Genomic DNA, 24,123 nt, shown 5'->3' on the forward strand with positions numbered 1-24,123 from the left:
CTGGGAGGCAATAGGTTTTAATATGGAGAATGGGTGAATCTTTCGATTCCAAGCTATCAAAGGCTTTATCCTGCATTTTGGAAACGAGGATAAACAGGCCGAGATTCGATATTATAGGCGATGATTTCTCCATTAAACAGGTCAAGAATAGTCGATAAGTTAAGTCTTTCCCCAGCTTCCGTGACGTCTGTCACCCATTTTTCATTGGACTTTGCCGCCTTGAAATCACGTGCTAGAATGTTGGTCGCAACCTTGCCGATTTTCCCTTTGTACGAACGGTATTTATTCATGCGAACCAATGACTTCAATCCTAGTTCATTCATCAATCGGAGAACTATTTTATGATTGATGTGAGCACCTCGATGTTGTCTAACAATTGGGGTGCAGTTAAGTATCATGGTGCTCTTTGAAGTGGAAATTCTACAGTTCATCATTTACTTCAGAAAATATATATACTTTTTCCCTTTAAGAAATAGTGTTAACTATACTGACGATTTTAAATTATCAGATCCTTTGTGAAATAAGGAATTAAAAACGGCAGAACTTATAATTTTCCCAATAAAATAATGAAATCAAGAAAGGACATCCTGGTTTTTCATTATCCATTGTTATTAGATATACCTTCATTTTTAGTATTCCGCCCGAGCTTTCTATAAATTGTGCTTCTATGAATGCCAAGTTTTTTTGCAGCCGCTGTAACATTGCCATTTGCCTCATTAAGTACCATAAGAATCATATGCAATTCTTGCTGCTTTAAAGAGGTTGGATAACTCACTGATTCTTCGTGGGATGAGGAAGGATTAGTAAGTATTAATGGCTGTTCTTTATTATTCGATTTTTGATGTGTATGATCTGTCGCTGAATAATTTATTATCCTTTTAGTTAGTCCGATTTCTTTTGGGAAATCACTGTTTGTGATTATATTGCCATTTGCCTTTATGGCCACTTTGTAGGCAAAATTCCTTAATTCACGTACATTCCCAGGCCATCCATACTGCTCTAAGACAAACATGTCTTGGTCGCCTATTTTAAGTGGTGGTCTCCTAATTTCTGCACATGTTTTTGTCAAAAAATGATTTAATAATAAGGGGACATCCCCTGTTCTTTCACGCAGTGGGGGGACTTCCAAGGAAAGGATATTAAGTCTGTAGTAAAGGTCTTTACGAAAAGTGCCTTCCTCGCAGGCTTTTTTTAAATTACAATTTGTTGCCGCAATTACCCGTACATTTAATTTTATCGGTTCTCTTCCACCCATTCGTACAATTTCTCCTTCTTCAAGCACGCGTAAAAACATGGCCTGTAAATCTAGTGGCATCTCGCCAACTTCATCTAAAAAAATTGTTCCTCCTTCAGCCTGTTGGAATTTTCCGGCACGGCCACCTTTTATACTTCCTGTGAAAGTGCCTTCCTCATAACCGAATAATTCGCTTGCTGCGAGTTCTTTTGGAATTGCCCCGCAATTAACAGCTACAAAAGCAGCTTCAGATCGATGACTATAAGCGTGTATGGATTGGGCGAATAACTCTTTGCCAGTACCGCTCTCTCCCTCAATTAAAACGGGTAAATCCAGATTGGCCATTGTATGCGCCTCATCGATAACAGATTGGAATTCCGGAGATTTCCCAATCATATTTGTGAAGGAGTACTTTGTACTAAATCCCGTTTTATTTAAAGGTTTGACTTTTGAAATCGCATGTATCATAAAACCAATAGGGAATCCTTGATGATATAAAGGGACTGACTCAAAAATCCAGCCGTCTTTCATGCCTTCTGTGCCACTGCAAACTGATAATGAATTTATTAATCGGTTATTGTAATCAATCCAACCTTTGTCATACCATGGGGTGGAGGCTTTAATGACTTGATGTCCACGATCGAGCACAGCCACTATTTTACTGGGGCTTTTACGAGTTGTTTCATTATAATGTTCAAGTAGCAAAAAGTGCTCAAATTTGAGCTGGCTTTGGAGCTTTTCTTCGATTGTTTGAGTGATAGAAACAACAGCGGATAGAGAGAGGGGATGTACCACGTCCCAAATACCGGTTAAGTTGACCGCTCCAAGAATCTTTTGTGTTGCAGGATCTTTAATCGGCGAGGCTGAGCATACCCAATTGTGAACAGGTTGGCAGAAATGTTCTCCCGCGAAGACTTGCATGGGGACTCCTGTAGCCAAAGAAGTGCCCATAGCATTTGTCCCTACATAGCTCTCTGACCATGAAGTCCCTGCTGCAAAATTTATATTTTCGGCTTTCTTTTTGAGAGAGGCATCTCCATCTAGATATAATAATTCTCCTTTATGATTACAAATCACAATTAAGTGACCTGAATCTATTGCTGATTCTTTAAGTTTTGGTAGAAGGGATTCTGAAATAGAAAAGAACGTGTGGGTTGTTTGATATTCTTGTATTTCATTTTGTGACAGAACCTGTGGGGCTCTCCCTTTGGTGGGGTGTACTCCATGACGAATAGAGCGCTCCCAAGATTGATAAGTTAAGGATCTCACTTCAGATACTAAATTTTGGCCTGATATAAAATTCTCCCAGGCTCTTTCGATTCTATCCTTTTCAGTCTTCGGTGAAGAGAAAATATCCAACGAAATATATGGGTTCTTCATACCGGTACCTTCCTTTTAATGTAAGTACGTGCCATGTTTCTGAAATCACCCTGACCTTTCAGTAAACGCTTACAATATTTTTAAGTGATTGATAATAAAAAGTTCTCCATCACGTTGGTAATATAGTTACACATATTATATACCAATTATCTAAATTATCAATCTTGTTAGTCTCCACTATGTTTTCCCACTCTCAAATATAATCTACTATTCTTAATCAAACTTATAAGTTAGGTGTGTCGCACTTTGCTTAATTACGATTGTCACTTTTAGATACAGTGTCGCTTAATGCACCATATATCATTAGAAAAAATACAGAACTTTCAATATTTTTATTTAAATATATAGTTATCATTCCAAATTTCCAATTATTTAGAACCTGATAAATATAGGAATAGAGGTACTCTTGCTTGTATTAAAGAAACATTTAATAATTTTTGATAGTAAAGAAGGAAGTTTTGGCACAGTATTTGCAATGAAGTAAAGAGAAAGGCAAAACTTGAAGGGGTGATAATGTTGTATAAAACGAAAAGCGGGGAAGAAATTTTTGTTATTGATTCTCATGTGGCAATTTGGGATGGAAGCAAGGAAAACCAGCTAAACATACATGGGGAACAGTTTATTAGTTGTTTCTATGATTATCATAAGAACTTGAGTCCTGAAGAATATTTTTGGCCAAGGGAAAAATTCGAGAAATATGGCTCTGAAACGTTGGTACAGGATGTCATTGTAAAAGGATATGCTGATATGGCTATTTTTCAACCGGTATATCTTAAGGAGTTTTACAAAAACGGGTTTGGAGATTTTGATGTGAATGATGCCCTTTCAAAAAAATATCCAAATCGTTTTATATGTAATGGGACGCTTGATCCTCGACATGGTGAGCGCGGGTTAGAAAATCTAGAAGCGATGAAATTGAAATACGGTTGGCAAGGTATAAAACTTTATACAGCTGATTGGTATGGCGATTCTAAAGGGTATAAGCTGTCTGATCCGTGGTCTCAGCGTTATCTGCAAAAATGCCTTGATCTGGGAATAAAAAATATTCATATCCATAAAGGTCCAACGGTCACACCGCTTAATCGCGACGCTTTTGATGTAGCTGACGTTGATGATGCTGCAAGTACTTTTCCAGAACTGAATTTTATCGTAGAGCATGTTGGGTTGCCTAGACTGGAAGATTTTTGTTGGATTGCAACACAAGAGAAAAATGTATACGGGGGATTAGCTGTAGCCATATCACTTATCCATCAACGTCCTCGTTATTTTGCAGAAATCATAAGTGAGTTATTGTACTGGCTGGATGAGGATCGCATCCTTTTCGGGAGTGATTATGGAATATGGGAACCAAAATGGCTTATCGAAAAATTCGTAGATTTTGAGCTTCCTGAAGATATCCAACAGGAAACAGGCGTAACTTTTGATTTGAATGTAAAAAAGAAAATTTTAGGCGGTAATGCAGCCAGACTCTATAATATTGATATCGAGGCTCAAAAAGCGAAGTTACAAAAGTGCGAACTAGCTTCACATATAATGGTTTAATCTCAATCAATAGACCAGTTGAGTCGTGTTAAAGTTTTGTATCAATCATTGAAAAAGAGAGGTGCATCGAACTTTATGAACAAAGAAAAACAGGTTTATAGCATGCTTGATAAAGTTTATGATCCAGAATTAGACCAGCCTTTAACTGAATTAGGATTTATCGATCACACGGTAATAAAAGAAAACGATGTCGAAGTAGTTTTTCGATTACCAACTTACTGGTGTTCACCTAACTTCGCATATATCATGGCCGAAGATATACTGAAGTATGTGGCTGAATTAGACTGGGTAAATGAAGTTAAAGTAACTTTATTAGATCACTGTGCTTCGGATGAAATCAACCAAGGAGCAACTTCAGGTAAATCCTTTAGCGAATCCTTTAGTAGTTTATCTGATGGAGATCTTGATGAATTACGTAAGACTTTCCAGATAAAAGCTTTCTATGCAAGGCAAGAGAAACTTATAAGATATTTACTTCAAAATGGGATGTCAAAGAAAGAAATCCTCAATTTATCTATCCAAGAGCTATATGAACTACCTTTATCTGTAGAAGGGAAGTTACTTAGGGAAAAATACCTAGAAAAGAAAAAAACGTCGAATTACTTAAATCAATTAGCCATAACGACTCCTGAAGATAAAGAGATAACTGAAGAAGGGTTTGCTGATTATCTGCGAGGTGCTAAAGGGTCACGAATGAATATGGAGTTTAATGCTCATTATTGTCGCGGTTTATTAGAGGCTCGATATAATTTGCCTTCTGCTGATGAAAGTACATTGACGAAAATATAATTTTAAGTATGCTAAGGGAATTTTAAAAAATTTCAGAAAAGGAATGTGATGAAAAATGAGTAAAAACGTTCTTATTATAACTGGTGACGCTGTAGAGGCATTGGAAGTATTTTATCCATATTATAGATGTATCGAAGAAAATATTAATTGCACAATTGCCTCACCTGTGAAAAAAAGTCTCCAGACAGTTGTTCATGATTTTTTGCCTGAAATGGAAACGTTTACAGAAAAATGGGGATATAAAATTGAATCTCATGCCTCGGTTGAAGAGATTGAACCTACTGATTATGACGCACTTATTATTCCTGGGGGCCGTGCTCCTGAATATATTCGTATGAATAAAAAAGTACAAGATATAACCGCCCATTTTTTAAAAGAAAATAAACCACTTGGAGTTATCTGTCACGGACAACTGGTATTAACAACGATAAGAGAATATATAAAGGGCAGGGAGATGACAGCTTATAACGCATGTAGACCCGAAATAGAAGCTGCAGGAGCTACATACGTGGAAAAAATGCTTCATGTTGATGGCAATATCGTGTCAGGGCATGCTTGGCCAGATCTCCCAGGTTTTATGAAAGAATTCTTTAAATTGCTAAATGTTAAAAAAGAAGCTTCTGTTTAAATAAGTCAAAAGGACTGAAACATTCCCTCCTTATTTTCAAGCTAATATGGGTGAGAATACTAATATTGAGAAAAAAGGGTTGCCACTGGCAATCCTTTTTAAATTGGACAATATTTATGGCTGAATTTATTAAAACGGCTTCCAAATAGGTTTCTTAAAAAGTATTAGGCAACTTTGAGTTTTTGTGACATCGAATAATCATAGACAACCTAAGATATCAAAGACCGTTTTCTTGTTATAACGATGACATTTCCGTCCGTTTTTCTCCAAAAGGTAAAACAGATGGAGAAAAGTCTTTGATAGTTCTTGGGTGTCCTTTTGTAATCCTTGATAAAACAATAAATAATAGTCTTTTATCATATAGATAGATTTATATTCACTTAACTCCTTCTATGTCTAAAAGTAACTGACGCATTTTAAACATGGTAGAGGAACAGAGTAAAATGCTAATCAGTTGCCCATATAAGTGACACTCTAAGCGTTCCCTTTTGATCTCTTTGCACTTGTCAATTTGAAAGAAAGATTTCCAGTTCTTAAATAGAATTTCAATCTGCCAACGTAACGAATACAGGTCATGGATATGTTCCGTTGGAACGTCTTCTAAAGGAAGGTTTGTAATATATACGTTCATTCCACTTAATCGTTTGCTTCGGTCTTTATAGGTAATGCCCTTCTTCTATTCTTTTTTTGCTTGTTCTTTCAATCTTTTCTCTTTTTGTGCCTCAGTTAGTCGATGAATAACCACTCGGGCGGGTAGTTTTTGATACAGGCCAATGTATGCTACTGAAATTTCGAGTGTTTGTCCAGGTCGTAATTGATTCATAAGCTCTTCCGTGTCTAACTGAATAAAGAGAGTACCTTTCTTCACAGTCCCATTTCGAAAAAACTCTGGTTTATCGTTCTTACGATAGATACGAGAATTTAACTTCAAACGTGAGACATAGTAAGCACCTTCATCATTTATTTTCTGTAAGTCATGTAAGTCGAAATACCCTAAATCCCTTATGTATAAGTCTTTCGGTTGAATGATTTGTAGACTCGTTGAACCGAAGGTTTTATCATTTTCTCTCCCTTCTCCTACATAAACGTGAAGGAACTTCCCACTCAATAATTCATATTCAAGTTGGATTTTAACACCTGCGGTATGGCTGCTTCCGTCAGAAACTTGATAATGTGAGGCAAACTTATCTGGAAGTTGAAATGTTGTAGAATCTAGGATACGAATACGTTTAAAAGTCGTGGAGTAGGGGTGAAGTATTTCTTGTGTTGAATGAATTCTTAGAGTGAGAAGATTAGCTAGAACTTGTTGAAGAAACTGTACGGCTGAACCATTAAATCGTTGATTAAGCACTTTGGGGCTCATGAGGACACCTGTAGATGCTACGAGATGGCTACACAATTGTGCGAGTGGCGTACTCGCGACCTGTTGACTAAGCCATACACATAAAGCAATTAATTCTTGTGCTTGATATTTACTTTTACGTTGAACAAAACCAACTTCTTTAGCTAATTGTTGTAGAGAAGACGGAGATAAGTAGTTTTGAAGTTCTTGAGAAAAGTAATTCATTTCGTCTAAAACAGAAAAACTAATAGAAAACGCCATCCTTCCTGTAAATTTCTACAAATAGAATAGCGTTTTTTTCGTTATGATGATACAAATTCACTTTAGCTTAATGGCCATTCGGTGGGACCCCTAAAATAGTAAAATATCGACTAATGTCTCATTATGGATGATATACTATTATTTTAATAATTTTCCAAATTATGAGGAGGTTTTTCAATGAAAAAGGTACGGAATGGAATATGGATGTTTGTTACACTCGTTCTCATGCTATCTTTACTTCCAGAAATGTCTGTTAAGGCGGCAGCCGATCCGATCATTAAGGTTAAATTAAAAGGCTATCTTGGTAATAAATCCGAGATTACTGTCGAACCGGAAGTCACGTACACTACGAATCTAGCAAATGTAAAACTAGAATCGAACAAGAAGTATACGTTGAGGGTCAGCGGTACGGACATTGTTGTTCTGACAGATTCAAAAGAGATAGGCAAAGCTTCTGAGATTGAAGTGAAACCTGAAACAGGGAACGGTCCACTTTCGATTAATGGGCGTACATACTTAGGTAATTTACGTTTTATTATGGAAGATGGAAAATTCATCCGTCCATATAACTCAATTGGTCTTGAAGATTATTTAAAAGGGGTTGTTCCAGCTGAAATGCCGGCTTTATGGAATCAGGAAGCCTTAAAGGCACAGGCTGTTGCGGCAAGAACCTATGCGATGAGCTACATCAACAGAACGCCCGACGACACAATGAGTTACCAGGTATACGGTGGCTACACTTGGCACGAAAACTCAACAAAAGCTGTTAAAGCAACAGAAGGTCAGGTCATCGGTTTTGGTGAAAAACAACATATAGGTTCAGATGCTCTTTTTTCCTCTAGCAATGGAGGGAAAACCGAGTCCAACAATAATGTTTGGATTGGTACAGAGTTACCATATTTAATGGTCAAAGACGATCCATATGATCCGCAAACTGTGTGGAGTTTTAGTGTAAAAAAGCAACAAATAGACCTTACAAATTTAGATTTGACAAAAGCAGATACATGGTGGGCTAATACCAAGGAAGTTGAACAAACACCAGTAATTTCTAATATAAGAGCATGGCTACAGAAAAATGGATATACCGGCAAAGACATTAAAATAACGGCTGTCCCTCACCTATCCCTTCACGCACTAACAAGTGGCAGCAGGGTGAGTAAAGGAAGTATAAAGATTGAATTTATGGTGAAAGAAAAAGGGAAAGCGTTACAGCAAAGTGTAATATTAGAAGATGTATCGGCTTCGAAAATTAGAGACATTATCGGTCTGAGCATCATGAAAAGCTTTTTAGTAGACAAAGTGGATACAGCAAGGGATGCGATTAACGTTTCAGGCAAGGGATACGGCCATGGTGTCGGACTAAGTCAGTATGGCGCGAAAAAGGCTGGCGAAAAGGGAAATACGTATCGCGAGATTCTTGCTTTCTATTATGAAGGGACAAGCTTAAAACAAGCTTATAAGCCCGAGCCTGAAGAAGTAGAACCAGTCAAGCCAGAACCGGCACCTATCATTCCAACGCCAATTCCAACACCAGCTCCGGATCCCGCACCTAAAGATGAAACAGCACCAATGATTAATAGTTTAAAAATCCATTACGATTCTAAAACAAACCAAGTCAAAATAACCTTTGATACAAGTGAAAAAGCGAATGTGACAGTGGAAGTTAAGGATGAAAAAGAGCAAATCATCGCTTCTCTTGTCAAAGGGGATCAAAAGCCGTCAGGATCGCAATTAGCCATTTGGGATGCATCAGAGGTAAGTAACGGTTCATACACCTTTGAAATTAGAGCGATTGATAGTAGTAATAATGCAAGTTCAGCATCTGTTCCATTTTCATTAACAAAGCCTGACACAGTGGCTCCAGTTATTAAAAATACAAATACCTCATATGACTCAAAAACAAATAAAGTTTTCCTGAAGTATGAGATCAATGAAAAATCAAAGGTTACCGTGCAAGTAAAAGACGCAAAAGGAAAAATCGAAGCTACTCCGATCATTAATGAAGAGAAAAATGCCGGTGTCCAATGGACATCGTGGAATGTATCGAAGGTTATGAACGGTAAATACTCATTTGAAATTGCAACGATCGACAGCAATCAAAATAAAAGCTCAGCAACGGTTCCATTTACTTTAACGAAACCCGATATAACGGCACCTTCCATTAATAATATAAAAACCTCATATGATTCAAAAACGAGTAATGTTGCTTTGAAGTATGAGATTAATGAAAGGGCGAAGGTAACCGTTCAAGTAAAAGATGCAAAAGACAAAATCGTGGCGACACTAACCAATAATGCTACAAATAATGCCGGTATCCAAAGTGCATCATGGAATGTATCAAAGGTTTCGAACGGAAAGTATACGTTTACCATTACAGCAATTGATACAAGCCAGAACAAACGTACAACGACGACTTCCTACACTTTAAACAAACCGGCAGCGAAGAATATGACTGGTAAGGTCAATGCTACAAAGTTGAATGTCCGTTCCAAACCAACCACATCTGGGAAAGTTCTTGGCTCTTTGAAGAAAAACCAAATCGTTACCGTAATTAATAAGAGTAGCTCTTGGTACAAAATTCAGTACGGTAAGGGAACAGGTTATGTGCACGCAAAATACCTAACGAACGTCCGATAACGAAATCAATCAGTGAAAAGCCGTAATCAAAATTTGGTGAGCACTGAAAAAGACCATGAATTCTTAAAAGTCATGGTCTTTTTCTATATATTTCATTTCCGATAGTAAATTCAGTCTGAAACAGCCTCTTATTGGGGTCCCCACCGCATCGCCATAAAGATAAAAAATATTAAACACTCCAAAACGAAAAAAGAGCTACTTTTTCTGTAAAATCAATCAATAGAAAATAGAATTTTTTCGTTATGGGGATACAAATATATCTTAGCTTGATGGGAATGTGGAGGTACCCTTAATGAACTAACGGGGCAGGATAGTTCTACAAGCACAGTGTTTTCGAACTATGATGAACCTCTAAAGGAATTTTTTGAAACTTGTTGAATTTCTTTAGGTAAGGCTCAATGAAAGGTGGAAAACAATGAAAATAGTCAGTTCTCCTATTAATAGTAGAATAAACAATGTTTTTATCCATGTTAAGGATTTAAAGAAATCAGTTGAATGGTATTGCAATCTCCTTGGCATCTCGCGAAATAATGACTCTGTAGAATCACCTGTTTACAATATTCCTGTAACAAGTGAAACTGGATTAACTTTAGATGACCATACGTTTGATCCTAATTTTATATTTAAGCCATCCTATAATGTCTTATTTAATTTCTACGCAAAAGATATAGACGAAGCTTACCAATTTATCAAGAGTAATAACATAGCCATTGTTAAAGAAATAGAGCGTATTGGAAATTTTGCTTATTTTAACTTTCAAGACCCAGATGGTAATGTACTTATGATTTGTAATGGTTAATGTTCTTAGGGAGTAGCCGGCTCACTACTCCCTTTACTTAAGTTTTTTCGCACTTCCTTTTAACTTCACAGTTTGTGTCAACTCTACAATAAGGCAGGTTGCTGAAGCTGCCTTTACTTATGGCAGGAGACAGATTTATTTTCTAACCAGGCTGCTGGACGGGAGCAAATCATAATAGTATTTATGTTAGTTCTAAAATTGACTGCAATCGTAAATTCAGATGCTCTCATTCCCCCTCTTTGAAGAGCCAGTGGAAGTTTGAATCACTTTATCGAAACTCCCATGTTTCTCCTGGACTAATAAACCCACAGCATCCATCACGATAGAAAAATTTATCAAGAACCAGGCACTACAAAAAATTTTCATCATATATAGATGATATCCGTTCGGATTTGATGAGGAGGATATCATGCAACCTATGTTACCTATGGAAAAATATTTTGGGCAGTTTGAACTGGTGCATGCTTTTTATGGGGCTATGCCTACAGGTGTCAGCGTTTCCGAAACCGGTCGTATTTTTGTATGCTTTCCGAAATGGGGAGACGACGTTCAATTTACTGTGGCGGAAATTGTTGAGGGTGAATTGCAGCCTTATCCCAGTGTAGAAACCAATTTAGTTAATACTGGGAATATTACGATGTCTTTCGTCAGTGTCCAAAGTATCGTTGCTGATGGAAGAGGAACACTTTGGGTACTAGATACAGGGGCACCAAATTTTTCTGAACCTATTCAAGGGGGAGCAAAATTAGTTGCTGTTGATTTAAGCACGAATACAATAAGGAGAGTATATACCTTTACAGAAGATGTTGTCTTGCCAACAACTTATCTGAATGATGTCCGTTTGGATTTTCGGGTTGGAAGAGCAGGCTATGCATATATAACGGATTCTTCTTCCAGAGGGCCAGGGGCTATTATCGTCGTAGATTTAGAAAATGGGAACGCGTTTAGACGGTTAAATGGGGCAATATCAACTTCACCTGATCCCTATTTTTTACCGAAAGTAGAAGGTGAAATTTTGATGAATCGAAACCCGGACGGCTCGACTTTCCCATTTAGATTGGCTTCCGATAGTTTAGCGATTTCTCCTGATGGAAAGGTTTTATTTTATGCTCCGCTAACCAGCCGTCAGCTGTTCTCGATCTCAACAGAAGCCCTAAGAGACAGAAGGATACAGGACCTGAATTTATCCCAATATGTGCAGTATTGGGGGGAAAAAGGTGCGTCTGATGGAATGATCACCGGCTCAAAAGGAACCGTTTATGCGGGAGACTATGAAAACAATAGTATCCGGAAGATATTGCCGAATGGCGCAATGGAAACCATCGCACATGACCCCAGAATTTTATGGCCGGATACTTTTTCGATTGGCCCCGATCAATACTTATATGTCATTGTGAATCAATTACATCGGCAGGCGAGATTTCATTATGGAAGAGACCTGCGGGAAAAACCATATAGTTTACTTCGTATGAGAATTGATGAATTCCCTGCTCCTACCTTTTCATAGTAATCGTAAACGAAGGTAGCTATCCCCCATCAGGGAGCTGCCTTTTTTGTCAGATATTCCCGCAACTGTCCTATGATAAAGAAGTGACTTAACTCAAATTGAAAAGCCTGCTTCATCTTAGACTTAAAAAAATAAATAAACACCATAGGCATGATGCTACATAAGTATCAACTTACGGTAAGAGGAAAAATTTTGAACAAAACTAGGAGGTAATCAAGGGAAGATTAGTTCACCTCGAAATTCATGTGGATGACATGGAACGGGCAAAGAATTTTAAGGTGAGGTATTTGGATGGTCATTTCAAGATTGGAGTGATTTCGCAGGAATGCCTTACTTGGGAGCGTGACTGGCGATGAGAATGAACCTGGGAAATGGTGCTTTGATGCAGCGTCAAAGTCCTCCGCCGGAAGCTGGCCAAGCTCTTAATGGGGATGCTTGTACAATGGGTGTCGATAATTATTACGAAGCGGAAGCCAAAATTCTTGAGAATGTACGCAAGGTCGCATTGCCCAAATATGCACTGCCTGGAATAGCGTGGCAAGGATACTATATTGATACCGAAGGGAATATATTCGGAATTCATCAAGCTGATGAGAATGCAAAATAGGATCCATGTTTGGTGAATAAGATTGATCGGGAACCACCCTTTTTTTCCTACGCGGGGTGGTTTTCTTAGCTGAGAAAGAGATATGAGATTGCCTGGAAACAATCCCTTTCAACACTTCTTTTAGAAATTCCACGATAATCACCCCAATTTCCAGAATGGAGACAAGAGAAACTTCTAACCACCAAATGGACATGAAACTTTCTTTATTAATAAAAAGTGACAGTGCATTGCGCCCATAGAAGTAGACATGTATTAATTTTGGAAAACCTGCCCACTAAGTTTTTATATTCGTTCTCGGGCGCGATTCTTGAATAAGGTTCGCTTTTCTTATAGAACTAACAGGCTAAAATCGGAGCTGTCTTTAAGGCAGCTCTTTCTTTATGCAGAATAGCATTCCTGTAATGATTTAAATTAGCAGCAAGGTTTGTGGAGAATTCTACGGGAGCGCTTTTCGGACTCAGATTAGACGTAATTAATTATTAGTATATGCAAAAAATTACAGTGAATAGAATTAGACGTATTATTTTGCATAATTACTTTTTTAAAATTAAACAACTAAAAATATAATTTAAGATCTCTTTAGTGGTTCTTTTTTGTATCTTACATAATGTTCAAATTGTTTCCGGATAGCCTCGCAGGATCTAGCTAAAATGGGACTCATCATCGTATCGTTCACGATTAAAGATGTTCGGGATAAAAATGGATATCTTGAATCGCTCGGAATGCCAAGGATTACCCAGGTGAAGAGGGATGCCGATATAGCGACCGCCGAGGCAGAGAAAGAAACGCGAATCAAGGTAGCGATTCTGATCCGCGCCTGGCTGCTGCTTCTGGCAGATACCATCGAAAGAAACATCCTTGAACCCGAAGGCATACCTGCGGGAATTATGATCGCTTTAATAGGGGCTCCTTATTTTATGTATTTGTTGATGAAGAAGTAGGAGAAAAAGCATAATTTTTGTAAAAGCTGAAGATGTCTTCAGCTTTTTTGTTTGCCTTATCATCTTCAAATCTCTGGGGCAGGGCAGATTGGAACATAATAAAAGCCCGAACTGCAAAATATAAGGATACATGCCCTTACACGAATCCTACTTAAGCATGATTGACTTGGTTTTTTCATTTGATATAGTTTTAGGATGCTAAAGTGAGAAGATAAGATCAGACAAAAAAAGAGCCTTCTGCGAAAGGGGGTGCCTCCTGTGAAAAGCATACAAAGCCGTTTATTGATCATGCTGCTGATTTTCATCGTTCTGCCCTATTTCCTGTCCGTTTTTTTCATCTACACTTATACAAAAAACAGTGTGGAGCAGCATGAACTTGAGAACAGTCGGGAGCAGCTTCAGAAGAATGCGGATGAACTGGAGCAGTATTTTGACGACATGATTGATTTTCCATATATTCTGTACCGCAACCCTGATCTGTTTCGGATTTTTAATAACGGCTTCGAAGACTCCATTTATTTCAGCCCCATGACCACGGAAAAGAGTCTCGAAACCTTTTATCTAATGAGAAACGAATTCCGGCAGATCCGTTTCTATATTGCTAAAAACAATGAGTCATTTACTGTCTATAATGCAATGATCAGCACACACAGGTATCAGCCGAATTTTCTGAACCAGGACCCGATCAAACAGCTGTATACATCTGACTCACAATATTTGATTGAGCCGCCCCACCCTCTTGAGAATTACAATAATGCAGCCATTGTTCCAAAATCGGACAAAACGATGGTGATGACTTTTCACCACAAAATTATAGACGTTCTTTCTAAAAAGTTTCTTGGGATGATTACAATCGACATTGATTTGGGCGAGTATGCCCGCATTTGCAATAACCTTGTCCAGGGAGACGCTTCTTCTGTTTTGCTTATTGATTCAAAAGATCGCGTCATGTATGCAAATGATCATGCCCTGATTGGAAAACCTCTTCCTACCGATCAAAAGCAACTTCTTGAGGGGAATAGGAGCCGGCATGATGACGATATTCTCTTATCAAAGGAGTTATCAGGGTCACTGAACGGCTGGAAATTGATTAAGATCATGTCGAGTCAGGCTTTATATGAAGATGTCAGGAAAACCGCCTATACCAATATCCTGGTCGGCATCGGCGTAGGAATACTGGGTTTGCTGATGATAGGCATTATCTCAAATAGGATTACCCGTCCCATTACGAGGCTGAGCAGCAAAGTCCGCTCCATTGAAGGCGGAAATATGAATGTCCCTTTTGATGATACCAAAAGCGATGAAATTGGCCATTTGGAGTCACACATGAAGGACATGATGAACCGGATCAATTCCCACATTGACCGTGAATATAAGCTTGAAATTGAAAACAGGAAGAACCAGTTCAGGGCGCTAAAATCACAGGTCAATCCTCATTTTCTGTTTAACGCTTTACAATCCATCGGTGCTGTTGCCCTCAGGTCGAATGCACCAAAGGTCTATCAATTGCTGACTTCGCTGTCCAAAATGATGCGCTACTCAATGCAGGCAGATCAATGGGTACGGGTTCGGGATGAAGCTGAGTATACAAAAGCGTACCTCTCCCTTCAAACAGAGCGTTTTGGTGAAGATGTAAGTTACTCGATCAATATCGATGAGTCCATTTTGGACATGACTATTCCAAGTATGATTCTGCAGCCCCTAGCAGAGAATTTCTTTAAACACACGTATGAGGAAGGTTACAGCAACGCTCATTTGTCCATTAACGGGGAAAAACAAGGAAACGATCTGTGCTTTACTGTAGAGAATGATGGTCCGGGTCTGACGGAAGAAGAGCTTCAGAGTCTACGGGAACATATCTATACACCCCCTTACGAAGGGACTTATTCGCATGAACATATAGGCCTGAAGAATATTCGTGACAGGCTGCTTCTAGGGTATGGACCAAGTGCAGAAATGAAAGTAGATTCGAATGACGGAGAGGGGGTTTCCGTCAGCATGAGGATCCCGATAAAGACTGCCCTTGGGAATGATAAAGACTTACTTCAGGAAAGGAGATGAATACGGTGAAAGCACTGATTGTCGATGATGAATTCAATGTGCGGGACGTCATACGCCATTTAGGCCAGTGGGAAACTTACGGTTTCACCAAGCTATTGGAAGCCAAAAATGGCCATGAGGCAAAATCACTGATTGAGGAAGAACGCCCGGAGATTATCTTTACAGACGTGAAAATGCCCGGTATGGGCGGAATCGAACTGATTGAGTGGCTGGATTCCATTTCCTATCCAGGGAAAGTTATTTTCATTACTGGATATAACGATTATTCCTATATGCGTAAAGCCATTCAGTACAGCAGCTTTGATTACCTGCTGAAGCCGATTGAGTATGAGGCTTTCAATCATACACTGGAAAAATCGGTACAGGCCTGGAAGGATGACTTTGAACATGCTGAAGTGCTGGAAGATGTGAAAAAACTGCGGAGAAACCAGTTAGCCACTGCGATATGTCTGGGGGACCGTTCAGATCCAATCAGCCTTGCCGAGTTTCTTCCTGAATCGGAGGGCTATAAGCTGACCCTGCTCTCCTTTTACCAGATGCACAATCCGGATCACTATATCCAAAAGCTTTCAGATGAGCTTACGGACCGCAAATTAGGAAATGCGTTTTCCCTGCAGACGGACCTTAACCTCTGCCTTGTTATCACCATTCGCGATCAATGGCTCTCCGTTGAGGAATGGATCAGCCAGGAGTTCGATATTCCTGTAAGGCTTGTAACTGAAGAGCAGGTCAAAACTTTATCGGATATCAGGACATCGTTTCAGGCTCTGCAGAAAAAGCTCGAGGAACAAAACTTCCGATCCATCCACCGTCTGGATGAAATAGATGCCGCCCGCCGCATGGAAGACATGGTTTCCTATGTTGACATGTATTATATGGAGGATTTGAGTCTTGAAAAGCTGTCGAATGTCTTCTTTTTAAGTCGTGAGCATATCTCAAGAAAGTATAAGCAAGAAACCGGAATGACCCTGTCCAAATACATCACGGAGCTTAGAATCAGCCAGGCAAAATCGTGGCTGAAAGAAAAAGACAAAAGCATTTACTCCATCTCGACCATGCTTGGCTATCAAGATGAAATCTACTTTTCAAAGCTATTTAAAAAGGTCGTCGGCATGACGCCTTTTGAGTTCAGGAACAAGAACGATCAACATGAATCTAAAGGGGTGACATGATGAAAAACAGGTTTTTATCCCTTTTGTTAATCGGAGCCGTCAGCCTGCCTCTTTCTGCATGTCAGGACGCAGCCCCACCAAAAAAAACGGAAAAGACAGAGCGGAAAATCACGCTGGATTTAAGGAATCCGAAAGTGGAAATCTCCACTCAATTTGAAGAAATGACGCGTGCTTATGAACGGGAAAATCCCCACGTCAATATCAGGGTACATACAGTTGGAGGCGCAATGGATGACCTCGCCGACCTAAAAGCCGAAATGGCGACCGGTACTGGTCCGGATATCTTTACAAACAGCGGCTATGAAAATGCCAAGCTGTGGCGGAACTATCTGGAGGATCTCTCAGGGGAGCCCTGGATTAATCAAGCATACAAAGAAGCCCTGACGCCGGTCACATTGGACGGGAAAATTTACGGAATGCCGGTTAACCTTGAAGGGTATGGCTTTATCTATAATAAGGATCTATTTAAACAAGCAGGCATTACTGAACAGCCCGCCACTCTTTCTGAACTGACAGCAGCTACCGAAAAGCTGCAGAATGCAGGCATTACTCCCTTTGCAACAGGTTACTATGAAGACTGGAAATTGGGCGACCATCTGATGAATGTTGCTTTTGCCCAGCAAAAGGATACTGATGCTTTTATAAGAAATTTAAATAACGGAACGGAAAAAATCAGTACCAATCAAACATTTAAGGATCTCCTTGCCCTGCTGGATCTCACCATAAAGTACGGAAACGATAATCCACTGTCAACGGACTATACAATGGAAGTGAATCTTTTTACCTCCGAAAAAGCAGCCATCATTCAGCAAGGCAACTGGATTCAGCCGATGATCGATCAAGCTTCGCCTGACATGAACATCGGTTTTATGCCGATTCCGATTAATGACCGACCTTTAAAGGAAGCCCTTGTCGTCAGCGTTCCAAATTATTGGGCCGTAAATAAACAGTCCATTCCTGAAAAGAAAAAAGAAGCCAAGAAGTTTTTAAATTGGATGGTGTTGTCAGAACAAGGAAAACGCTTCATGACGGAAGAATTCAAATTCATTCCTGCGTTTAAGAACATTAAAACTGATGATATAGGGCCGCTCGCAGAAGAAACTCTTCGAAATTACAAAGATGGGAACACCATCCCATCTAACTGGTTTCACTTCCCTGTTGGAATTAGAGAAGAATTCGGAGCCGCGACTCAGCTCTATGTCGGGAAACAGCTGAACCGCAATCAGCTGCTCAATGAATATCAGAAGTCCTGGGAGAGGTTTTCGAAGGAATAGCCTCTTGCCGGGGCTTTTTTTGCCTTCCACAATTGCGATATCAATATACGACTAAATTTCAATCAATATGTGGCATACCTCTCTTTTTAGGAATCGCCTATAATTCTACTGTACTAGCAAACAACGAGGAGGAAGAACTTATGAACTTTAGCAGGCTTGCCAAACAGGCAACAGCAGGAATACTCAGTACTGGCATTCTATTCGGCGGTACTGTTACCCAATCATTTGCAGCTCCAAAGGATCCGTCAGATTACAAAGAAACGTACGATACTTCACAAATCACTCGATCAGCTATGAAAGAGATGATTAATCAGCACGGTGATACTAGATATGCCGTTCCTAAGTTTGACGAATCCACAATTAAAAACATCCCTTCTGCCAAAAAAGTAACGGAATCAGGCGAAACCATTGATTTAGATGTGTGGGATACATGGCCATTGCAAAACGCTGATGGAACTGTTGCAGAGTACAAAGGATATCATATCGTTTTTGGATTAGCAGGCGATCCTAAAAACGCGAGTGATACGTTCATCTACATATTCTACAAAAAAGTGGGCGACGACTCCCTTGATGCTTGGAAGAATGCTGGAAGAGTATTTGATGACAATGATAAAAACGTTCCAAATGATCCTTACCTAAAAGAGCAAGCAGAAGAGTGGTCAGGTTCTGCAACTTTCACTGAGGACGGGGAAGTTCGCTTATTCTATACAAACCGTGAACCGTATATACCTGAGTCAGGAAATTATGGGAAACAAACGTTAACAACCGCTCAAGTAAATCTTTCAGAGCCAGATTCTGAAACATTAAAAGTGGATGGTGTTGAGGATTACAAATCCATCTATGAAGGCAAAGACAGCAAGTACTATCAAACTGTAGATAAATTTGTAGAGGACGGAAATTCCGCTGATAATCATACCTTCAGAGACCCTCACTATGTAGAAGACAACGGCCGCAAATACCTTGTATTTGAAGCAAATACGGGTACAGAATATGGCTACCAAGGCGAAGAATCGCTATACAATAGAGCTTATTATGGCAACAGCAATAAATTCTTCCAGAGTGAAAAAAACAAACTTATGCAAAGCCCTAAAAAAGAGTTAGCTGAACTTGCAAACGGTGCAATTGGAATTATTGAAGTAAACGACGATTATACATTGAAAAAAGAAATGAAGCCATTGATTGTTTCAAATACGGTCACAGATGAAATCGAACGTCCAAACATCTTTAAAAAGGACGGCAAGTGGTATTTATTCACAAGTTCAAGAGGGTCAAAAATGACCATTGATGGAATCGATAATCAAGATATTTACATGTTAGGTTACACGTCAAATTCCTTAACTGGCCCATATAAACCATTAAATAAAACGGCCATCGTCCTGCATCAGGATCTAAATCCATATGACATCACTTGGAACTATGCACACTATGCAATCCCGCAGGCAGGCAGTGATAATGTTGTAGTGACTAGCTACATGACAAACAGAGGTTATTTTGAAGACAATAAATCTACCTTTGCCCCAAGCTTCCAGCTTAACATTAAAGGGAATAAAACATCGGTAGTAAAAGACAGTATTCTTGAACAAGGCCAGATTACGGTTAAGTAGTTACCAGTGAAAAGAAAAAGAAAATGTCAGGAAAACTTGGCATTTTCTTTTTTCTATTTTAAAAGAGAAAAGTGGTGAGTTTAAGTGAACAAAAAGAAATATAAGATGGTTGGATTATTCGTTCTTGGATTATGGATGGTTATTAGCACAGGAATTTTGATTCATTCATTTTATAAAACAAAAGCTAATCCGCCAAATAAGGCAGAAAAGCACTCATATCGGGCTGCCTATCATTTTACTTCTCCTGATCATTGGAAAAACGATCCACAGAAGCCCATTTACTATGAAGGAAATTATCATTATTTTTACCTCTATAATGGAGATTACCCGGATGGCAATGGTACAGAATGGCGACATGCCACCTCTAAAGATTTGATTCACTGGAAGGATGAAGGAATTGCCATTCCCAAATATACAAATCAAAATGGGGATCCATGGACAGGGTCAGTCGTTGTAGACAAGCAAAATACAGCTGGGTTCGGGAAAGACGCTTTTGTGGCGATCGCAACACAACCCTCTAAGGATGGCCAGAAACAAGAACAATTTCTGTGGTACAGTACGGACAAAGGAAAGACGTTTACCTCTTACAGTGACGAGCCTATTATGAAAAATCCAGGAACGAAGGATTTTAGAGATCCAAAAATCATCTGGGATAACACGAATCAAAAATGGGTCATGACCATGGCCGAAGGATCGAAAATAGGTTTTTATGAGTCTGATAACCTGAAAGATTGGCGCTATACGAGCAGTTTTTTCACTAAGAACATTGGAGTTTTAGAGTGCCCTGACCTTTACCAGATCCGCGCTGATGACGGGACAGTAAAGTGGGTGCTGGGCGTCAGTGCAAACGGAAAAGCAGCAGGGAAACCCAACACCTATGCATACTGGACAGGAACGTTTAATGGAACAGAATTTCTTTCAGATAACAATGAACCGCAATGGCTAGACTACGGTTTCGATTGGTATGGCGGAGTAACGTTTGAAGATGGCAAGGCAAGTGACAAATTAGACAAGCGCTATGCCCTCGCTTGGATGAATAACTGGGCCTACGCCGACAATACGCCGACATTAAAAGAGGGGTTTAACGGAATGGATTCGATCGTCCGTCAAATTGAACTAAAGCGTGAAGGCGAGAACAAGTATTATCTTTCTTCACAGCCTTCAGAAGCATTAAAAGAATTGACAAGCTCAACGAATTCTTTTGATGAAATCGAAGTGGATGGCTCGGAAACACTTGATGTTAAAGGAGATGCCTATCAAATAGAGGCAGATCTCTCATGGTCGGATTTTAAGAATGCAGGATTTAGGCTCAGGGAGTCAGATGATCAAAAATACCACGTTGACGTAGGCATTTCTGCAGAAGGAAATTACTCTTATGTCAATCGATTATTCACAGATCAACCTGACGAAACGAATCGGTTCGTTGAAAGTACTGCACCATTTGATGTCAGTAAGAAGAAGGTTCATTTAAAGATTCTCGTCGATAAAACGAGTATTGAAGTTTTTGTGGATGATGGAAAGGCTGCTTATTCAAACTTAATATTCCCTCATGCTGAAGATAAAGGAATTACTCTCTTCTCCGAGGGCGGCAAAGCGATCTTTAAGAATGTGAAGGTTACACATTTTGATCCGATTAATTGAACCTCATCTTGGCAGATACCTTTCATATGATTACACATACATTCTTTTATAAGAAATGACTCTTTTATTCAGAATCTACATTTTCCGAATAGGTAAAGTACCTACCATTAGTTTATATGATACTGATTATTGATCCACAAAAAAGCTCTTTATTTGTTTCGAATAAAATTCTAGTGTTTTTATGAGTCCAGTTCATCTTGAATCATCCTATAAACCTGGTGCCTCACATGCTGGTATTAATATAGGTGTAATCAATTCCTACACAGCCCCTCATCAAATGGTGTAAGCATTTCCTCTGTGGATAGTTATTGGAAGTAAGATATTTAGGAACAAAAAGCAAAACAAGTGGCAAGCCCGCTTAGTAATATCGACAAGATCACTGTAGTGGATACAGGTGGACGCGGTAAGAATGGCGGGGCTAATAAAGTGACTGGCTATGCTACGGATTTAATGGCATCATTGCAGGAGTCATTAAAGGCATCCTCGGGAATTGATGTCAAAGACCTGCTTGAGAATTTCTCAGGAAAGCGCAATATACCGTTTACCACCATCAGCCAGGAGAATGTCGAAGCGAACATGAATATGGCAGCAGGCAAGGAAGAATAACAGTGAATAATAAAGTGAAGAAAGGTAAGAGCACATATTTGCTCTTACCTTTTTTTGAATAGTTTGGCTTATAAAAGGCATGATCAGTATATCTAACAAATATGTACGAAAAACTCGGTTTTCATGTAATTCATCATGATATAACTTGGATAACAAGTACAACATCAGTAAAAAAGGGAGCTTGTTTTTAAAACAAACTCCCACTTATAAAAGATTATTGGTGCTTCAAGGTTGTGTTAGTTTTTTTTGCAGGAAATCCTCGGTCGAAATTGCATTGGCATACATACCGTTAAGTGCACTGACAAACGAATAATGAACCTGTTCAGCTGGAACGACCTTATCTTGATAAGATAAGTCTCTTGTCGCACATGCATCTTCAATAAGTGTAGTTTCAAAGCCTAGTTCCACTGCAGCTCTGACTGTGGCATCAATACACATATGCGTCATCATACCTACAATCACTAGCTTTGTTACTCCTTTATCTTTTAATCTGCTTTCTAATTCAGTCTGTAAAAAACTGTTAGGGAAATGTTTTATGATAATGCTTTCGTGTTCTAATGGTAGAACAGCTTCATTTAGTTTAACTCCCTCCGTATTCGGAAGAAAGAAGCCTAACCCTGGATCACTTGCGACATGCTGGACATGAAAAATATTATCCTTGTTATTCTGTCTAAACCATTCAAGAACTTTAGCAGCATTAGCCGCTGCTTTTTCAGGGTTGCTTAATTCCATCTTTCCATTTGGAAAATAGTCATTTTGAATATCGACAATGATTAAAGCTGTGCTCATTTTTTCCACCTCTTTAAAAAATTTTAGTACAATATAATGATAAATGATATATTGAAATCTATCGATACTTTGATGAAATACTTTTATATCAATGCATTTCATGGTGAAAGGAGTTTATTATGGAACTTGATAACATTGATTTTCAGATCCTTCGGTTATTATCCGAAAATTCACGTATTCAATGGAAAGACTTAGGTGAACAAATTCATATGACGGGACAAGCAGTAGGAAATCGTATTAAAAAACTTGAGGAAAATGGTGTAATTAAAGCCTATTCTCTAATAGTCGATGAAATGAAATTAGGACTTTCTTATACAGCATTTGTCATTATTTATATGAAAACAGCAAACCATGATTCATTTATACGTTTTATTAATGATAGAAATGAGATAGTTGAAGCTCACCGAGTATCGGGAGAAGGCTGTTACCATTTAAAAATAAAAGTTAACTCTCAAGAACTATTGAATCTTTTTCTTAATAAAATTCTCGATTATGGGAACTATTCTATATATCTATCAATACAAGAGATTAAGCAACATAATCCGTTGACTGCCACAATATAATATATTTTTTTATTCTTAGGAGGATAATGTATCCCAATCGTCTTGAATCGTTCCAAGTAGGACGCTGGAACAGTAGCTATGGGAATTGTCTTTTTACGTATCGTAGATCCAGAAGGGAAAAGTAAAACGCTAGTTGATTATGCGCTTGCTTATGTTGGTATTGGAATGGTTGATATCGTAATTGTTAGTTTAGCTCCTGTATTGATGATGACAGGCCAACATGGGTTGTTTACGTTAGTTACCGTAGTAGCAGGATCTGCTATCATATTATTCACAAAATGTCGAGGAATGCGGGTAAAACCAGAAATCCGCCAGCAAAGAGGTGGCAAAGAGATATAGTGTAGACTTAAACAAGGGGAAAGATTGTTAAAGAAGATGGTCAATGAACTTAATCTAACAACATGAAACCACCAAACCAAGGTGGAAGTTTATTAATGTATTGAGGAAATATTGACAAATTACTGTTCTTTTAAGCTGGTTACAGAAACACTCTGTTTTTTATTTGGATAATCAACGGAATGGATTGTAGCTGTTCCATTTTGTTCATCTACGTGCTCAATGTAGATACTTTTCTCATTGTAGGTTACATTAGCCATAATTGGCGAAGAAGCAATTTCTACTGTTCGTTTAGCCACCTCATTTGGTTTGGAACAGTTATAATATTTGTTCCAATTTCCTTAGATGATACTTGTTTTATTAAAATACTTCCAAGAACCCATACATCCTTACTGAACTAATAGAAGTGC

16 protein-coding genes and 5 pseudogenes are annotated in these 24,123 nt (G+C 38.8%); 16 read left to right on the forward strand and 5 right to left on the reverse strand.

Annotated features, from left to right (window positions below):
- Positions 1-22: 22 nt before the first annotated feature.
- Positions 23-350: pseudogene (locus LQ188_RS01035) on the reverse strand (IS3 family transposase); the annotation flags it as partial.
- Positions 351-598: 248 nt separating this feature from the next.
- Positions 599-2,614, reverse strand: coding sequence for a sigma 54-interacting transcriptional regulator (locus tag LQ188_RS01040; protein WP_230175772.1), 2,016 nt, complete (start codon positions 2,612-2,614; stop codon positions 599-601).
- Between the two features lie 516 nt (positions 2,615-3,130).
- Between LQ188_RS01040 and LQ188_RS01045 the strand changes: the two genes are divergently transcribed.
- The 3 genes from LQ188_RS01045 to LQ188_RS01055 all read left to right on the forward strand — a co-directional run bounded on the left by LQ188_RS01045 (position 3,131) and on the right by LQ188_RS01055 (position 5,573).
- Positions 3,131-4,156: an amidohydrolase family protein gene (locus tag LQ188_RS01045; RefSeq protein WP_048689574.1), complete on the forward strand. Its 1,026-nt coding sequence runs from the start codon at positions 3,131-3,133 to the stop codon at positions 4,154-4,156.
- 75 nt (positions 4,157-4,231) lie between these two features.
- Positions 4,232-4,945 (forward strand): iron-sulfur cluster assembly protein, encoded by a 714-nt coding sequence (locus tag LQ188_RS01050; protein ID WP_230175773.1) that lies wholly within the window; start codon positions 4,232-4,234, stop codon positions 4,943-4,945.
- A gap of 55 nt (positions 4,946-5,000) precedes the next feature.
- Entirely contained in the window at positions 5,001-5,573 is a 573-nt protein-coding gene (locus LQ188_RS01055; protein ID WP_230175774.1) for a DJ-1/PfpI family protein, read from the forward strand.
- Between the two features lie 198 nt (positions 5,574-5,771).
- Here the strand turns inward: LQ188_RS01055 and LQ188_RS01060 are convergent.
- A pseudogene (locus LQ188_RS01060) lies at positions 5,772-7,164 on the reverse strand (IS4 family transposase).
- 189 nt (positions 7,165-7,353) lie between these two features.
- Between LQ188_RS01060 and LQ188_RS01065 the strand changes: the two are divergent.
- The 11 genes and pseudogenes from LQ188_RS01065 to LQ188_RS01120 all read left to right on the forward strand — a co-directional run.
- On the forward strand, positions 7,354-9,813 hold the full coding sequence (locus LQ188_RS01065; RefSeq protein WP_230175775.1) for a SpoIID/LytB domain-containing protein: 2,460 nt from the start codon (positions 7,354-7,356) through the stop codon (positions 9,811-9,813).
- A 415-nt stretch (positions 9,814-10,228) separates the two neighbouring features.
- Positions 10,229-10,612 carry a VOC family protein gene (locus LQ188_RS01070; protein WP_230175776.1) on the forward strand — a complete coding sequence of 128 codons (384 nt, stop codon included), beginning with the start codon at positions 10,229-10,231 and terminating at the stop codon, positions 10,610-10,612.
- A 409-nt stretch (positions 10,613-11,021) separates the two neighbouring features.
- A complete protein-coding gene (locus LQ188_RS01075; RefSeq protein WP_230175777.1) occupies positions 11,022-12,119 on the forward strand; it encodes a major royal jelly family protein in 1,098 nt (365 codons plus the stop codon).
- A gap of 254 nt (positions 12,120-12,373) precedes the next feature.
- Positions 12,374-12,726, forward strand: a pseudogene (locus LQ188_RS01080) (VOC family protein).
- A 623-nt stretch (positions 12,727-13,349) separates the two neighbouring features.
- Positions 13,350-13,667: pseudogene (locus tag LQ188_RS26775) on the forward strand (iron chelate uptake ABC transporter family permease subunit); the annotation flags it as partial.
- 258 nt (positions 13,668-13,925) lie between these two features.
- Positions 13,926-15,728 carry a sensor histidine kinase gene (locus tag LQ188_RS01095; protein ID WP_230175778.1) on the forward strand — a complete coding sequence of 601 codons (1,803 nt, stop codon included), beginning with the start codon at positions 13,926-13,928 and terminating at the stop codon, positions 15,726-15,728.
- A 5-nt stretch (positions 15,729-15,733) separates the two neighbouring features.
- On the forward strand, positions 15,734-16,900 hold the full coding sequence (locus LQ188_RS01100; protein ID WP_230175779.1) for a response regulator: 1,167 nt from the start codon (positions 15,734-15,736) through the stop codon (positions 16,898-16,900).
- The gene (locus LQ188_RS01105) at positions 16,900-18,174 is read left to right on the forward strand and encodes an ABC transporter substrate-binding protein (protein ID WP_230175780.1); all 1,275 of its coding nucleotides are present in this window, start codon (positions 16,900-16,902) and stop codon (positions 18,172-18,174) included. The genes LQ188_RS01100 and LQ188_RS01105 overlap by 1 nt, the downstream gene beginning before the upstream one ends.
- 140 nt (positions 18,175-18,314) lie before the next feature.
- The gene (locus LQ188_RS01110; protein WP_230175781.1) at positions 18,315-19,778 is read left to right on the forward strand and encodes a glycoside hydrolase family 68 protein; all 1,464 of its coding nucleotides are present in this window, start codon (positions 18,315-18,317) and stop codon (positions 19,776-19,778) included.
- A 105-nt stretch (positions 19,779-19,883) separates the two neighbouring features.
- Positions 19,884-21,419 (forward strand): glycoside hydrolase family 32 protein, encoded by a 1,536-nt coding sequence (locus LQ188_RS01115; RefSeq protein ID WP_230175997.1) that lies wholly within the window; start codon positions 19,884-19,886, stop codon positions 21,417-21,419.
- 336 nt (positions 21,420-21,755) lie between these two features.
- A pseudogene (locus LQ188_RS01120) lies at positions 21,756-22,025 on the forward strand (flotillin family protein); the annotation flags it as partial.
- Positions 22,026-22,250: 225 nt separating this feature from the next.
- On the opposite strand, the gene LQ188_RS01125 reads toward LQ188_RS01120, so the two are convergent.
- On the reverse strand, positions 22,251-22,814 hold the full coding sequence (locus LQ188_RS01125; RefSeq protein WP_101225147.1) for a cysteine hydrolase family protein: 564 nt from the start codon (positions 22,812-22,814) through the stop codon (positions 22,251-22,253).
- A 119-nt stretch (positions 22,815-22,933) separates the two neighbouring features.
- Here LQ188_RS01125 and LQ188_RS01130 point away from each other — a divergent pair, with 119 nt between their 5' ends.
- Positions 22,934-23,377 carry an Lrp/AsnC family transcriptional regulator gene (locus tag LQ188_RS01130; protein WP_101225146.1) on the forward strand — a complete coding sequence of 148 codons (444 nt, stop codon included), beginning with the start codon at positions 22,934-22,936 and terminating at the stop codon, positions 23,375-23,377.
- Between the two features lie 78 nt (positions 23,378-23,455).
- The gene (locus LQ188_RS01135; protein ID WP_101225145.1) at positions 23,456-23,716 is read left to right on the forward strand and encodes a hypothetical protein; all 261 of its coding nucleotides are present in this window, start codon (positions 23,456-23,458) and stop codon (positions 23,714-23,716) included.
- 119 nt (positions 23,717-23,835) lie between these two features.
- On the opposite strand, the gene LQ188_RS01140 is transcribed toward LQ188_RS01135, so the two are convergent.
- Positions 23,836-24,012, reverse strand: coding sequence for a small acid-soluble spore protein H (locus LQ188_RS01140; protein ID WP_286141452.1), 177 nt, complete (start codon positions 24,010-24,012; stop codon positions 23,836-23,838).
- Between the last annotated feature and the right edge of the window lie 111 nt (positions 24,013-24,123).

This window comes from Peribacillus sp. Bi134 (genome assembly GCF_918698065.1).
Lineage (GTDB): Bacteria > Bacillota > Bacilli > Bacillales > DSM-1321 > Peribacillus.

Coding starts and splice junctions, on each gene's coding strand:
- LQ188_RS01110 (WP_230175781.1), top strand. CDS start 18,315: ATGAACTTTAGCAGGCTTGCCAAACAGGCAACAGCAGGAATACTCAGT.
- LQ188_RS01055 (WP_230175774.1), top strand. CDS start 5,001: ATGAGTAAAAACGTTCTTATTATAACTGGTGACGCTGTAGAGGCATTG.
- LQ188_RS01135 (WP_101225145.1), top strand. CDS start 23,456: ATGGGAATTGTCTTTTTACGTATCGTAGATCCAGAAGGGAAAAGTAAA.
- LQ188_RS01130 (WP_101225146.1), top strand. CDS start 22,934: ATGGAACTTGATAACATTGATTTTCAGATCCTTCGGTTATTATCCGAA.
- LQ188_RS01105 (WP_230175780.1), top strand. CDS start 16,900: ATGAAAAACAGGTTTTTATCCCTTTTGTTAATCGGAGCCGTCAGCCTG.
- LQ188_RS01115 (WP_230175997.1), top strand. CDS start 19,884: ATGGTTGGATTATTCGTTCTTGGATTATGGATGGTTATTAGCACAGGA.
- LQ188_RS01040 (WP_230175772.1), bottom strand. CDS start 2,614: ATGAAGAACCCATATATTTCGTTGGATATTTTCTCTTCACCGAAGACT.
- LQ188_RS01075 (WP_230175777.1), top strand. CDS start 11,022: ATGCAACCTATGTTACCTATGGAAAAATATTTTGGGCAGTTTGAACTG.
- LQ188_RS01070 (WP_230175776.1), top strand. CDS start 10,229: ATGAAAATAGTCAGTTCTCCTATTAATAGTAGAATAAACAATGTTTTT.
- LQ188_RS01125 (WP_101225147.1), bottom strand. CDS start 22,814: ATGAGCACAGCTTTAATCATTGTCGATATTCAAAATGACTATTTTCCA.
- LQ188_RS01050 (WP_230175773.1), top strand. CDS start 4,232: ATGAACAAAGAAAAACAGGTTTATAGCATGCTTGATAAAGTTTATGAT.
- LQ188_RS01065 (WP_230175775.1), top strand. CDS start 7,354: ATGAAAAAGGTACGGAATGGAATATGGATGTTTGTTACACTCGTTCTC.